We start from the raw sequence: 12,589 nt of genomic DNA on the forward strand, positions 1-12,589 counted from the left end.
ACCAAATACGGCCACAGAGCCCGTGCATTGCCGTTCACCCTATCGCCAACCCCGTTTACTGGTGGCCTGTTCGTATGACCAAATATGGCCTGAGAGCACGTGTTCTCGCCTTTACCATACTGCCTACCCTGTTGATCGGCGGCCTGATGGCCGGTTACTTCACCTTCCACCGCTATCAGCAACTGGAAAACAACCTGATCGATCAGGGCATCAACATCATCGAACCCCTCGCCATCGCCAGCGAATATGGCATGACCCAGCACAGCAGGGAGTCGCTCAAACGGCTGATAGGGCTGACCCATCGCAAGAATTCGCCGCTCATCAAGTCCATCGCCGTCTTCACCCAGGACAACCAGCTGTTCGTCACCTCCAACTACCACAGGGACTTTACCCGGCTGCGGCTGCCCGACGGCCAGCCCATCCCGGAGCTGACCAGCGTCACCTTTCAGGGGGATGACATCATATTGCGCACCCCGATCCAGGCCGAAACCAACCTGGACGGCTTCCCGCTGCCAAGCGATGTGGAGCCACCGATGATCGGTTATATCTCCATGCAGATAACGACCGATCGCGCCATGTTGCTTCACTATCGCGACACCTTCTTCGCCGTCATCATGGTGATTATCGGGGTGGCATTCAGTACCCTGTTTGGCTTCCGCCTGGTCAAGAGCGTAACCCAGCCCATCACCGACATGGTGCAGGCGGTGCACAAGATCAGGGAGGGTCGCCTCGACACCCGTGTCAACGGCCAGCTCACCGGCGAGCTGGACATGCTGAAAAACGGCATCAACGCCATGGCCAAGGCGCTCTCCGAATACCATGAGGAGATGCAACAGAACATCGATCAGGCCACCTCGGACCTTCGTGAAACCCTGGAGCAGATCGAGATCCAGAACGTCGAGCTCGACATGGCCAAGAAGCGCGCCCAGGAGGCGGCGCGGGTCAAGTCCGAGTTCCTCGCCAACATGTCCCACGAGCTGCGCACCCCGCTCAACGGCGTCATCGGCTTTACCCGCCAGCTGCTGAAAACCAGCCTGACCCCGAGCCAGACCGACTACATGCAGACCATCGAAAAGTCGGCGCGCAACCTCCTTGGCATCATCAACGACATCCTCGACTTCTCGAAACTCGAGGCGGGCAAGCTGCAGCTGGAGCATATCCCCTTCAGCCTGCGCGACACCCTCAACGAGACCATGCATCTGCTCGGCCCCAGCGCCCACGACAAGCAGCTGGAGCTCTCCCTGCGAGTGGATGCCGAGGTGCCGGACTACCTGACTGGCGACCCCATGCGCCTGCAGCAGGTACTGACCAATCTCGCCGGCAACGCCATCAAGTTTACCGAGCAGGGCAACGTGGATGTGCACATCCAGCAGATCGGCAGCAGCCATCACAAGGTGAGGCTCAACGTCCAGATCCGCGATACCGGCATCGGCATCTCGGAAGAGCAGCAGCGCCAGCTGTTCCAGGCCTTCAACCAGGCCGACTCCTCCATCTCCCGCCGTTATGGCGGCACCGGCCTCGGTCTCGTCATCACCCAGAAGCTGGTGCAGCAGATGGGCGGCCAGATCCGGTTCGAATCGGAACTCGGCAAAGGCTCGGTCTTCTCGTTCAGCCTGGATGTGGAGGTCTCCCCCCTGCCCCAGGCCGACTCTCTGCCGCTGGATCGCATCCGCGGCAAACGACTCTGGCTGCTGGAGCCGGATCCCTTTGCCCAGGCCTCCCTGCGCGCCCTGCTGGCCGAATGGCAGCTGGATGTCCAGCTGCTGGCACATGACGCCCCCTGGCCCGAGATGAGCAGCCAGGAGATGGTGATCATCGGCAGCAGCACCCTGCACACGCCGCAGCAGGTGCTTACTCGCCTCGATGCCCTCGATGGGCGCCAGAACACCATAGTGCTGCTCAGCAGCCACGATCCGGCACTCTATGAGGCGATGCAAGCCCACGGAGCCCAGCACTGTCTCTCCAAACCGGTCAACCATCGCAAGCTGCTGCACGCCCTGCTCACCCCGGAGGCGAACCACCAGCTATTGCCGGCCCAGCCCAGTCCGCGTCAGTTGCAGCCGATCAAGGTGCTGGCGGTGGATGACAATGCCGCCAACCTCAAACTGATCGCCGCCATGCTCAAGGAGATGGTGAGCCAGGTGGTGGTGTGCAAGAACGGCAAGGAGGCGGTCAAACAGGCCCAGAGCCAGCCGTTTGACATCATCTTCATGGATATCCAGATGCCGATCATGGACGGCATCAGCGCAACCCAGGCGATCCGCAGCCAGTCCCTCAATACCACCACGCCGATCGTCGCGGTCACCGCCCATGCCATTCCAGGCGAGCGGGAGCGCCTGATCCGCCAGGGGATGGATGACTATCTGGCCAAGCCCATCGACGAGAGCATGCTGGCCCAGCTCATCGCCGACTTTGCCCATCGCCGCCACCAGAACTACGGTGATCAGCAGATAGACTGGTCGCTGGCGGTGCGTCAGGCCGCCGGCAAGGAGGCGCTGGCCAGGGAGATGCTGACCATGCTGCTGGCCAGCTTCGACGAGGTTGAACCTGTGCTGGAATCTGCCCTGAACGGTGCCACCGAAGATAGCGAGGTGCTGGCCCAGATCCACCGCCTCAACGGTGGTTGTGCCTACTCCGGAGTGCCCGGTCTGCAGCGATTGCTCTCACAACTCGAACAACAGCTGCGCGACGGCGTGCCGGTCAGCGAACTGGAACCCGAGCTGCTGGAGTTGCAGGATGCGCTGGCGTTGGTGCGCCAGGAGGCCCCCCGCTATCTGGCGTGAGCCCCAGGGTTTTGGCTGTAGAGCCCCGCTTTTTCTGACGCGGGGCACGCCAGATGGTACAGTTGCGCCGTTTTCACAGGAGTCAGCATGACCAATAACGATATTCTGCGCCGCCTGCGCTACGCCCTCAGCATCAGCAACGATCAGATGGTCGACATGTTTGCCAAGGGCAACCTGACCGTCACCCACGCCCAGTTGCACGGCTGGCTGTTGAAAGAAGCCGAAGAGGGAGAAGTGCAGGATCCGGCCTTTGCCGCCTGCCCCGATTCGGCCCTGAGCCAGTTCCTCGACGGTTTCATCACCACTCGCCGCGGCGTGCGGGAAGATGCGCCGCCCCAGGAGATCCCGAACCGGATCAACAACAACCTGATCCTGCGCAAGCTGCGCATCGGCCTCAACTTCAAAGAGGAAGACATGCTTGGCACCCTCAAGCTGGCCAACTTCAACCTCTCCAAGTCCGAGCTGAGCGCCCTGTTCCGTGCCAAGGATCACAAGCACTACCAGGATTGCGGGGATCAGATCCTGCGCAACTTCCTCATCGGTCTGACCGCCAAGTATCGCGGCTAGGACCAGGATCTTTCCCATGCCGGTGCGCCTCTCCTCCCTCCCGTCCTGCTTGTGGACACCCGGGAGATGGCGCCCGCTTCTGCTACTCCCGCTTCTCCTGCTGGGCAGCTGCACTCCAACCGACTACCAGCTATCCACCCGTTACCAGAGCGCCAGCCAGAACGAGCGCATTGCTTTTCTGATCCTGCACTACACGGACGAGGACGATGACAACTCTCTGCGCCTGCTGACCGAACCCGAGCACAAGGTGAGCGCCCACTATCTGGTCCCCCGCGACAGCGATGAGACACCGCTGCCCGTTTACCAGCTGGTGCCGGACAGCCAGCGCGCCTGGCATGCGGGGCTCAGCCGCTGGCGGCAATATGCCGGGCTCAATGCCAGCTCCCTCGGCATCGAGATCGTCAACCTGGGCTATCCCCGGGAAGAGGAGTCCCTGCCCCCCCATGAGCGGCGCTGGCAACTTTTCACCCAAACCCAGATCGCCGCCGTCGGCGCCCTGACCCGGGATCTTGTTGAACGCTACCAGATCCCGCCGACCCAGGTACTGGCTCACAGCGACGTAGCCCCGGAGCGCAAGCAGGATCCCGGTCCCCGCTTTCCCTGGCGCCAGCTCTATCTGGAATACGGGGTGGGAGCCTGGCCCGATGAAGAGCGGGTCACCGAGCTGCTTGCCGCCCCCTTGCCGCACTGGAACATCGCCACCTGGCAGCAACAACTGGCCCGTTACGGTTATGGCCTCCCAATCACCGGAGAGTGGGAGGCCCAGAGCCGGGCCGTCATGCGCGCCTTTCAACTCCACTTTCGCCCGGCCCGAGTCGATAGCGAACCCGATCCCGAGAGCCAGGCCATCCTGATGGCCCTGCTGGAAAAGTACGGCAACTAACCCCGCCTGCCATTCGATAGCCATTCGCTATCAATCAGTTAGACACTAGCGATTATCCCTCCACTTTGTATGGCGGTACTCTGACCCCGTTCCGAAATACGTTTCCAAATCTGGAGGTGAAAGATGAAAAGCCCGATTGGTCTTGATAGCGTTCAATCACAAGCCCTGGCTGCAGAACTGAACAAGTTGCTGGCCAGCTACCAGATCCTTTACATGAATGTCCGTGGTTTCCACTGGAATATCCGCGGCAACCAGTTCTTCGAACTGCACCTGAAGTTCGAAGAGATCTACAACGACCTGCTGCTGAAGGTCGATGCTCTGGCCGAACGCATCCTCACCCTGGATGGCGTGCCCATGCACAGCTTCAGCGACTATCTGAAGGTGTCGGCCATTGCCGAGCAAAAAGACATGCACGACGGCCGCGCCTGTGTCGAATCCCTGCTGGAGAGCTTCCGCGAATTGCTGATCGCCCAGCGCCGCATTCTGGGACAGGCCGCTGACGCCGGTGACGAGGGTACAGCCACCATCCTCTCTGACTATGTGCAGCAGCAGGAAAAACTGGTCTGGATGTTGCGCGCCTACCTGGCCTGATCCGTTTTGTAACCCGTTGAGTTGTGAATCCTGAATAGTCTCTCCTATTTATCCCCCCGCTTGCCGCCCCCCGATGGGCGGCTTTTTTGTTTTTGATCTGCATCAATGAAAACTGAATTGGCAAATTGAATGCCTATTAAGTTTTTTCCGAGAGGCATAGAATCGGCACAAAACAGACAACTGAAATGTCCAATTAGGAGAGACATGATGTTTTGTGTGCAATGTGAACAGACAATTCGTACCCCCGCCGGCAACGGTTGCGCCTATGCCCAGGGCATGTGCGGCAAGACTGCCGAGACCTCGGATCTGCAGGATGTACTGATCTATGCGCTGCAGGGGCTGAGCGCCTGGGCGCTGGCCGCCCGCGAGCACGGCATCATCGACAGCGAGATCGATGCCTTCGTACCCAAGGCCTTCTTCGCCACCCTCACCAACGTCAACTTCGACTCCGCCCGTATCGTTGGCTACGTCAACCAGACCCTGGACTATCGCCACCAGCTGGCCAACCGTCTGGCCGAACGCGCGGTGCAGGTTGCCGGACTGCCTGCCGCAGCCAGCTTCGAGCCGGGTGCCGAGCTGCTGGAACAGCTGGCCCATGCGCCGCAAACCGCGGTCAACCGTGGCAAGAGCGAAGTGAACGAAGACATCATGGGGCTGCGCCTGCTCTGCCTCTACGGCCTCAAGGGTGCAGCGGCCTACATGGAGCACGCCCGGGTGCTGGATCAGCAAGACAGCGAGGTGGCAGCCGAATTCCACCGCATCATGAGCTGGCTCAGCACGGATCCCAGCGATCTGGATCCCCTGTTCAAGTGCGCCATGGATATCGGCCTGCTCAACTTCAAAATCATGGAGATGCTGGACCGCGGCGAAACGACGGCATTTGGTCATCCGGAGCCGACCCGGGTGCGCGTCACTCCGGTGCCGGGCAAGTGCATTCTGGTCTCCGGCCATGACATGGTGGATCTCAAGCTCATTCTGGAGCAGACCAAGGACACCGGCATCAATGTCTACACCCATGGCGAGATGCTGCCAGCGTTGGCTTACCCCTTCTTCAAGCAGTACCCGCACCTGGTGGGCAACTACGGCTCCGCCTGGCAGAACCAGCAAAAAGAGTTCGCCAACTTCCCGGGCGCCGTGGTGATGACCTCCAACTGCATCATTGACCCGAATGTGGGCAACTATGCGGATCGCATCTTCACCCGCTCCATCGTCGGCTGGCCGGGGGTGACCCATCTGGAAGGGGAGGATTTCTCCGCCGTTATCGCGAAGGCGCAGGCGCTGGATGGCTTCAAGCATGAAGAGCTTGAGCACTTCATCACCATCGGTTTTGCCCGCAACGCCCTGATGCAGGCGGCCCCGGCCGTCATCGACAAGGTCAAGGCAGGGGAAATCAGCCACTTCTTCCTGGTGGGCGGTTGCGATGGCGATCGCGCCGAGCGCGCCTACTACACCGAGTTTGCCAAGGCGGTGCCGCAAGACAGCCTGTTGCTCACCCTGGGCTGCGGCAAGTACAAGTTCAACAAGCTCGACTTCGGCGACATCGGCGGCATTCCGCGTCTGCTGGACGTGGGTCAGTGCAACGATGCCTACTCCGCCATCCAGCTCGCCCTGGCGCTGGCCGATGCCTTCGAGTGTGGCGTCAACGATCTGCCGCTGACCCTGGTACTCTCCTGGTTCGAGCAGAAAGCCATCGTCATCCTGCTCACTCTGCTGGCACTCGGCGTGAAGGACATCCGCACCGGCCCGACAGCTCCGGCCTTCCTCACCCCGGCCCTGCTCAAGGTGCTGGAGGAGCAGTTCGGTCTCAAGGGCACCACCAGTGCCGAAGCGGATCTGGCCGAGATCCTGGCGGCCTGACAACCCGTCATGTTGTAAGCGTTTGGCGAGCCGCCCGGCTCGCCTTTTTTGCTCATGCCTTTTACCAATAGCACCGAGGAGCCTTGCGATGACCTCCACCTCTCTCATCCTCACCTGTACCGCCCGCCACGCGGATACCCATGATGTGGTCAGCTGGCAGTTCGTGCCCCTCGAAGGCACTCTGCCCCCCGTGCTGGCCGGCCAGTGCGTGACCCTGCACACCCTCATCGACGGCCAGCCCCACTGCCGTGCCTACACCCTATCATCCAGCCCGCAGGATCCTATCTGGCAAGTCACCATCAAGGACGTTGGACTGGTCTCCCACCATCTGCACCAGACGCTGCAAGTGGGGGACGAGATCCGGGTCGACGGCCCGTTCGGCGATTTCAACCTGAGCGCGCTGCCTTGCGAGCGGCCGCTGCTTTTGAGCGCCGGCTCTGGCATCACCCCCATGTGGGCCATGTTGCGGGATGAACTCGCAAAACGGGCGGACGCCGATATCCGCTTTATTCACAGTGCCCGTTCACCGGAAGATGTCATCTTCGGTCGTGAACTGAACGCCCTGGCCGAGGCTCACGAAGGCCTGCGTCATGCGCTGGTGCTGGAACAGGCCCCGGCCGATCACCCCTGGGCAGGGCGCCTCACCCCCACCATGCTCAAAGAGCTGGCGCCGGACTTGCTCGGCCGCCACGTCTACCTGTGCGGGCCAACCCCCTATATGGAGGCGGTCAGCACCATGCTGGCGGAGCTCGGGCTGCCCGCCGAGCAACTGCATCAGGAGTCTTTCGGATTGCCGCCCGCCGAGCCTGCCCCCGCCACCAGCGACCACTTCTGGCTGACCCTGAAAAAGAGTGGCAAGAAGGTGAAGATACTGCCGGGTCAGACCCTGCTCGCCGCGCTGGAAGGGGCGGGTGAAACCATGATGGCCGCCTGCCGCGCCGGCGTGTGCGGGGCTTGTCGCTGCACCACCACGGGGGAGATAGAACGCCAGAGCATCATGACCCTGAGCCCCCAGGATCTCGAAAGCGGGGTCGCCCTGGCCTGCTCCTGTACCGCCAGAGGGGATGTCAGCGTCGATTATTGATGGAGTCATTGGTACCTCATGCTTTTCCCGCTGAGGCTGGGCGGGTAAACTCCCCCCAGTTTCATCAGAACACGGGATAGACAATGACAATTCTGGTCACAGGGGGCGCCGGCTATATCGGCTCCCACACCCTAGTCGAGCTGCTTAGCGCTGGGCAGCAGGTCGTGGTGCTCGACAACCTCTCCAACTCTTCCCCCGAGTCCCTCAAGCGGGTCGAACGGATCACCGGCAAGACGGTCACTTTCGTCGAGGGGGATATCCTCGACCGAACCTGCCTGCAGCGCCTGTTCGCCGACTACGAGATCGAGTCAGTGATCCACTTCGCCGGCCTCAAGGCGGTGGGGGAATCGAGCCAGATCCCCCTCATCTACTATCAAAACAACGTGACCGGCACCCTGGTGCTGTGCGAGGAGATGGCCAGGGCGGGAGTATTCCGCCTGGTGTTCAGCTCGTCGGCTACCGTCTATGGCGACCCGGCGTCTGTGCCGCTGCGGGAAGATTTCCCCACCAGCGCCACCAACCCCTATGGCCGCTCCAAGCTGATGGTGGAGGAGATACTGCGCGATCTCGCCAAGTCCGATCCCCGCTGGGCCATCGTGCTGCTGCGCTACTTCAACCCGGTCGGCGCTCACGAGAGCGGCCTCATCGGTGAAGATCCCAACGGCATCCCCAACAACCTGCTGCCCTATATCAGCCAGGTGGGTGTCGGCAAGCTCAAGGAGCTGGGGGTGTTTGGCAACGACTATCCCACCCCGGATGGCACAGGGGTGCGCGACTACATCCATGTGGTGGATCTTGCCATCGGCCACCTCAAGGCACTGGCACGCATCGCCAGCGACACCGGCGTCTTCACCTATAACCTGGGCACCGGCCAGGGGTATTCGGTGCTGGAGATGGTCAAGGCGTTCGAGGCAGCCAGCGGCCGCACTATTCCCTACCAGATCAAACCGCGCCGCCCGGGCGACATCGCCGAATGCTGGGCCGAGCCGCACAAGGCGCGCGAGGAGCTGGGCTGGCAGGCCGAGCGGGGGCTGGAGCAGATGATGATCGATACCTGGCGCTGGCAAAGCAACAACCCGAACGGCTACCAGGCCTGATGGCATTCAAGCCCGGATAAAAAAACGCCCCGACATCTGTGTCGGGGCATTTTTTTGCCTGGTGCCATCAGCAGGCTTGGCTGCGCAGCAGCGGCAGGCGCGCCATATAAGGAACCATTCGCGCAATCAGGCGATCCGAAAGCGGCGTCAGCAGCAGCCAGGGCAGACAGAGGGTAGCCAGCCCCAGAGCGCCGACATAGACATCGGTAAACCAGTGGGCCCCGGAGAAGATCCGTGGCGCAGAGAAGAGCGGCACCATCAACACGGCGCAGACCCCCGCCCAGCGGGGCAGGTAGCGCAAGGCAAAGCCAGCGAAGATCATCAGGAAGAGGGCGTGATCCCCCGGGAAGCTGTCACCGGAAGAGTCCTTGGTTGGAATGGCACTGATGTGGGTGACGCGCAGCGCATCGCTGACCGTCAGGGTCGGACTGGGGCGCGCTACCGGCAACTGGTGGCCGATCTGGTTGACGACCAGCGCGGTGAGCAGCATCAGGATCCCCATCGCCACCAGCTGGCGACGCCCTTCCAGATCGCGAGAGACAAAACAACGCGTCAGGATCAGTCCCATGCAGGCCAGCACCACCAGATCGAACAGCCGGTTGTTGATGATCGCCACCAGATCGGCCCAGCGTGCCGATTCCCCCAGCCAGCCATTCACCCCATGGAAAATCGCGAGATCCCAGCCGTCCCAGGGACCGTGTGCGGGCAAGGTGGCCCAACTGATGGCCACCAGACCACCGACCAGATAACAAAGCAGGAACTTGCCCATGAAGAGTCTCCTTCGGAAAAGGGCGATATCCTAGATCTGTTATCGCCATCACAAAACCCGGGAATTGTAAGAAAGTACGTCATGAAAGCAAGTCTCAAATAAAGCCACATGACTTATTCCGGTCCGGCCACCCCTTGGGTCTGCCAAATTGCTGCCATCTTGCTAGAATGCGCACTCCCTTTAATGGAAAAGGAAGCGGTATGCACATTCACATCCTCGGGATCTGCGGCACCTTCATGGGTGGTCTGGCGGTGTTGGCAAAACAGCTGGGTTACCGGGTGACCGGCTCCGATGCCAACGTCTATCCCCCCATGAGCACCCAGCTCGAGCAGCAGGGCATCGAGCTGACCGAAGGTTATGATCCCTCCCAGCTCGATCCGGCACCGGATCTGGTGGTGATCGGCAACGCCATGAGCCGTGGCAACCCCTGCGTGGAGTATGTGCTGGATCGCAATCTGCCCTATATCTCCGGCCCCCAGTGGCTGCTGGAGCATGTGCTGAAAGATCGCTGGGTACTGGCGGTAGCGGGTACCCATGGCAAGACCACCACCGCCAGCATGCTGGCCTGGGTATTGGAGTACGCCAAGCTCGAACCCGGTTTTCTCATCGGCGGCGTACCGGGCAACTTCCCGGTGTCGGCCCGCCTGGGTTCTGCGCCCTTCTTCGTTATCGAAGCGGACGAGTACGACTGCGCCTTCTTCGACAAACGCTCCAAGTTCGTTCACTACCATCCACGCACCCTGGTGATGAACAACCTGGAGTTCGATCATGCGGACATCTTCCCGGATCTCGCCGCCATCCAGCGCCAGTTCCACCACCTGATGCGTACCGTGCCTAGCAACGGCCGGGTACTGTTCCCGCAGGCAGATGACAACCTCACCGCCGTGCGCAAGATGGGCTGCTGGAGCGAAGTGGAGCTGATGGGTCAGGACGATGCCAAGTGGAAGGCGGTCAAGCTGGCCGACGACGGCTCCGCCTTCGAGGTGTGGCTGGATGGCGAGAAGCAGGGCGAGGTGCACTGGGAATGCATCGGCGAGCACAACGTCAACAACGGCCTGATGGCCATCGCCGCCGCCCGCCATGCCGGTGTCATGGTGGAGCACGGCATCGCGGCCCTGTGCCAGTTCAAATCCCCCAAGCGGCGGATGGAGCTCAAGGGTGAAGTGGCGGGCATCAGCGTCTACGACGACTTCGCCCATCACCCCACCGCTATCGAGACCACCCTCGGCGGCCTTCGCGCCAGGGTTGATCACATCGGAGGCCAGGCCCGCATCCTGGCCGTGCTGGAGCCGCGCTCCAACACCATGAAGCTGGGAGTGCACAAGGAGGAGCTGGCTGGCTGCTTCGACGGTGCCGACGAGGTGTTCTTCTTCCAGCCTCCCAACATCGGCTGGGATCTGGGTGAGGTGACCGCCCACATGACCCGCCCGGCCAAGGTATTCAACGATCTGGAGACCCTGGTCAATCGGCTGGTGGCCGAGTGCCGCGACGGCGACCATATTCTGATCATGAGCAACGGCGGCTTCGGCGGCATCCATGACAAGCTGCTTGCCCGCCTCAAGGACTACCACGGTCAACTATGAACAAAGCGATCACCCTGGCGCTGACCGGCGCCTCCGGTGCCCCCTACGCCCTGCGCCTGCTCCAGAGTCTGGTGCAGGCGGACTATCGGGTCTACCTGCTCGCCTCCTCGGCAGCCCGGGTGGTGCTCAAGACCGAGCAGCAACAGGATTGGCCAGGCTCGCCCAGAGAGCTCTCCGCCTACCTCTGCCGCCAGTATGGTGCCAAGGAGGGGCAGATCGTCGCCTACGGCAAGGAGGAGTGGTTCTCGCCGGTGGCCTCCGGCTCGGCGGCGCCCAAGCAGATGGTGGTTTGCCCCTGCTCCATGGGCACAGTCTCCGCCATTGCCAACGGCGCCTCCGACAACCTGCTGGAGCGGGCGGCGGATGTGGTGATCAAGGAGCGCGGCCAGCTCATCCTGGTGCCTCGCGAGAGCCCCTTCTCCGCCATCCATCTAGAGAACATGCTCAAGCTCGCCCGTCTTGGCGTGACCATCATGCCGGCGGCGCCCGGCTTCTATCACGAGCCGAAAAGCATCGAGGATCTGGTGGACTTCATGGTGGCGCGGATCCTTGACCATCTGGGCATAGAGCACGAGCTGACCCGTCGCTGGGGTTATGGCCAAGCCTGATCCATCAGGAGAAAAGTACGGCATAAAAAAACGGCGCCACTCATCGAGTGGCGCCGTTTTTGTCAAAACCGTATCAGCTGGCCTGGATAGGGGCAGTCACGTACTTGAACAGGAAGTCCGTCACCTCTTCACGGGCGGGGCGCTGGGGCTGGTTGATCATCTGCATCATCACGTAGCCACAACCACTCAGGGAGCGGGCCAGATCCTGCGCCGACAGCACGCTGGTGATCTCCCCTGCATCCATGGCGGACTGCAGCTCGCTGGCGATCAGGTCGAGACACTGATCGAGCAGACGGGTATAGCGGGGCCATACCTCTTCCCGTACCGATGAACTCCACTCCAGCCAGATGCTGGCGTAATCCGGCTTATCAAAGGCGGCATCGACACACAGGGTCACATGGCGTTTGATCTTGTCCAGGATTGCGTCATTGCCCGAGTATGCCTGTGACAGCATCTGGGTCATGAAGCGTTCGATCTCGGCCAGCACCTCATCAACCAACTCCTCGCGGGTGTTGAAATAGTTGAATACGGTAGCAACCGATACCTTGGCTTCTTCGGCAATTTCGGCGTGGCCAGCACGACCGATGCCTCGGCGGGAGAATACTTCAATGGCACATTCCATCAATTGAGTTCGACGGGCTTCCGGCGACAGCCGGGTACGACGTCTTATTTCTGCGCGTGGTTCCATAGTTTTTATCATCTAATAGTTATTGATTATGGTGTTTATAGTATTTTAACTGATCATGCCTGAGTGCCTGCTAACTCTA

At 61.2% G+C, this 12,589-nt stretch carries 11 protein-coding genes; 9 read left to right on the top strand and 2 right to left on the bottom strand.

What is annotated here, in order from left to right:
- The first annotated feature begins 74 nt into the window (after window positions 1–74).
- The 7 genes from barA (at window position 75) to galE (ending at window position 8,862) form a co-directional block, all read left to right on the top strand.
- A complete protein-coding gene (gene barA / locus LA321_RS02695; RefSeq protein ID WP_042071253.1) occupies window positions 75–2,783 on the top strand; it encodes a two-component sensor histidine kinase BarA in 2,709 nt (902 codons plus the stop codon).
- Between the two features lie 87 nt (window positions 2,784–2,870).
- A complete protein-coding gene (locus LA321_RS02700; protein ID WP_042071251.1) occupies window positions 2,871–3,350 on the top strand; it encodes a YehS family protein in 480 nt (159 codons plus the stop codon).
- Between the two features lie 16 nt (window positions 3,351–3,366).
- Window positions 3,367–4,233 carry an N-acetylmuramoyl-L-alanine amidase gene (locus LA321_RS02705; protein ID WP_082043399.1) on the top strand — a complete coding sequence of 289 codons (867 nt, stop codon included), beginning with the start codon at window positions 3,367–3,369 and terminating at the stop codon, window positions 4,231–4,233.
- A 123-nt stretch (window positions 4,234–4,356) separates the two neighbouring features.
- Window positions 4,357–4,824, top strand: a complete 468-nt coding sequence (locus LA321_RS02710; RefSeq protein WP_042071248.1) for a Dps family protein — start codon at window positions 4,357–4,359, stop codon at window positions 4,822–4,824.
- A gap of 207 nt (window positions 4,825–5,031) precedes the next feature.
- On the top strand, window positions 5,032–6,681 hold the full coding sequence (gene hcp / locus LA321_RS02715; protein ID WP_042071246.1) for a hydroxylamine reductase: 1,650 nt from the start codon (window positions 5,032–5,034) through the stop codon (window positions 6,679–6,681).
- Window positions 6,682–6,769: 88 nt separating this feature from the next.
- Window positions 6,770–7,765, top strand: a complete 996-nt coding sequence (locus LA321_RS02720) for a hybrid-cluster NAD(P)-dependent oxidoreductase (protein ID WP_042071244.1) — start codon at window positions 6,770–6,772, stop codon at window positions 7,763–7,765.
- Window positions 7,766–7,848: 83 nt separating this feature from the next.
- On the top strand, window positions 7,849–8,862 hold the full coding sequence (gene galE / locus LA321_RS02725; RefSeq protein WP_042071241.1) for a UDP-glucose 4-epimerase GalE: 1,014 nt from the start codon (window positions 7,849–7,851) through the stop codon (window positions 8,860–8,862).
- Window positions 8,863–8,929: 67 nt separating this feature from the next.
- Here the strand turns inward: galE and LA321_RS02730 are convergent, their stop codons facing one another.
- On the bottom strand, window positions 8,930–9,631 hold the full coding sequence (locus LA321_RS02730; protein WP_042071239.1) for a phosphatase PAP2 family protein: 702 nt from the start codon (window positions 9,629–9,631) through the stop codon (window positions 8,930–8,932).
- A gap of 200 nt (window positions 9,632–9,831) precedes the next feature.
- Here LA321_RS02730 and mpl point away from each other — a divergent pair, with 200 nt between their 5' ends.
- Entirely contained in the window at window positions 9,832–11,214 is a 1,383-nt protein-coding gene (mpl, locus tag LA321_RS02735; protein ID WP_042071237.1) for a UDP-N-acetylmuramate:L-alanyl-gamma-D-glutamyl-meso-diaminopimelate ligase, read from the top strand.
- Window positions 11,211–11,822, top strand: a complete 612-nt coding sequence (locus LA321_RS02740; protein WP_042071235.1) for a flavin prenyltransferase UbiX — start codon at window positions 11,211–11,213, stop codon at window positions 11,820–11,822. Before mpl ends, LA321_RS02740 begins: the two co-directional genes overlap by 4 nt.
- A 73-nt stretch (window positions 11,823–11,895) precedes the next feature.
- Here LA321_RS02740 and LA321_RS02745 read toward each other — a convergent pair whose 3' ends face one another.
- Window positions 11,896–12,510 (bottom strand): TetR/AcrR family transcriptional regulator, encoded by a 615-nt coding sequence (locus LA321_RS02745; RefSeq protein ID WP_026456182.1) that lies wholly within the window; start codon window positions 12,508–12,510, stop codon window positions 11,896–11,898.
- Between the last annotated feature and the right edge of the window lie 79 nt (window positions 12,511–12,589).

The organism is Aeromonas enteropelogenes (genome assembly GCF_020097295.1).
Lineage (GTDB): Bacteria > Pseudomonadota > Gammaproteobacteria > Enterobacterales > Aeromonadaceae > Aeromonas > Aeromonas enteropelogenes.

Bases quoted from the DNA above. Each gene is read 5' to 3' on its own strand.
- barA (WP_042071253.1), top strand. From the start codon at position 75: ATGACCAAATATGGCCTGAGAGCACGTGTTCTCGCCTTTACCATACTG.
- LA321_RS02700 (WP_042071251.1), top strand. From the start codon at position 2,871: ATGACCAATAACGATATTCTGCGCCGCCTGCGCTACGCCCTCAGCATC.
- LA321_RS02705 (WP_082043399.1), top strand. From the start codon at position 3,367: ATGCCGGTGCGCCTCTCCTCCCTCCCGTCCTGCTTGTGGACACCCGGG.
- LA321_RS02710 (WP_042071248.1), top strand. From the start codon at position 4,357: ATGAAAAGCCCGATTGGTCTTGATAGCGTTCAATCACAAGCCCTGGCT.
- hcp (WP_042071246.1), top strand. From the start codon at position 5,032: ATGTTTTGTGTGCAATGTGAACAGACAATTCGTACCCCCGCCGGCAAC.
- LA321_RS02720 (WP_042071244.1), top strand. From the start codon at position 6,770: ATGACCTCCACCTCTCTCATCCTCACCTGTACCGCCCGCCACGCGGAT.
- galE (WP_042071241.1), top strand. From the start codon at position 7,849: ATGACAATTCTGGTCACAGGGGGCGCCGGCTATATCGGCTCCCACACC.
- LA321_RS02730 (WP_042071239.1), bottom strand. From the start codon at position 9,631: ATGGGCAAGTTCCTGCTTTGTTATCTGGTCGGTGGTCTGGTGGCCATC.
- mpl (WP_042071237.1), top strand. From the start codon at position 9,832: ATGCACATTCACATCCTCGGGATCTGCGGCACCTTCATGGGTGGTCTG.
- LA321_RS02740 (WP_042071235.1), top strand. From the start codon at position 11,211: ATGAACAAAGCGATCACCCTGGCGCTGACCGGCGCCTCCGGTGCCCCC.
- LA321_RS02745 (WP_026456182.1), bottom strand. From the start codon at position 12,510: ATGGAACCACGCGCAGAAATAAGACGTCGTACCCGGCTGTCGCCGGAA.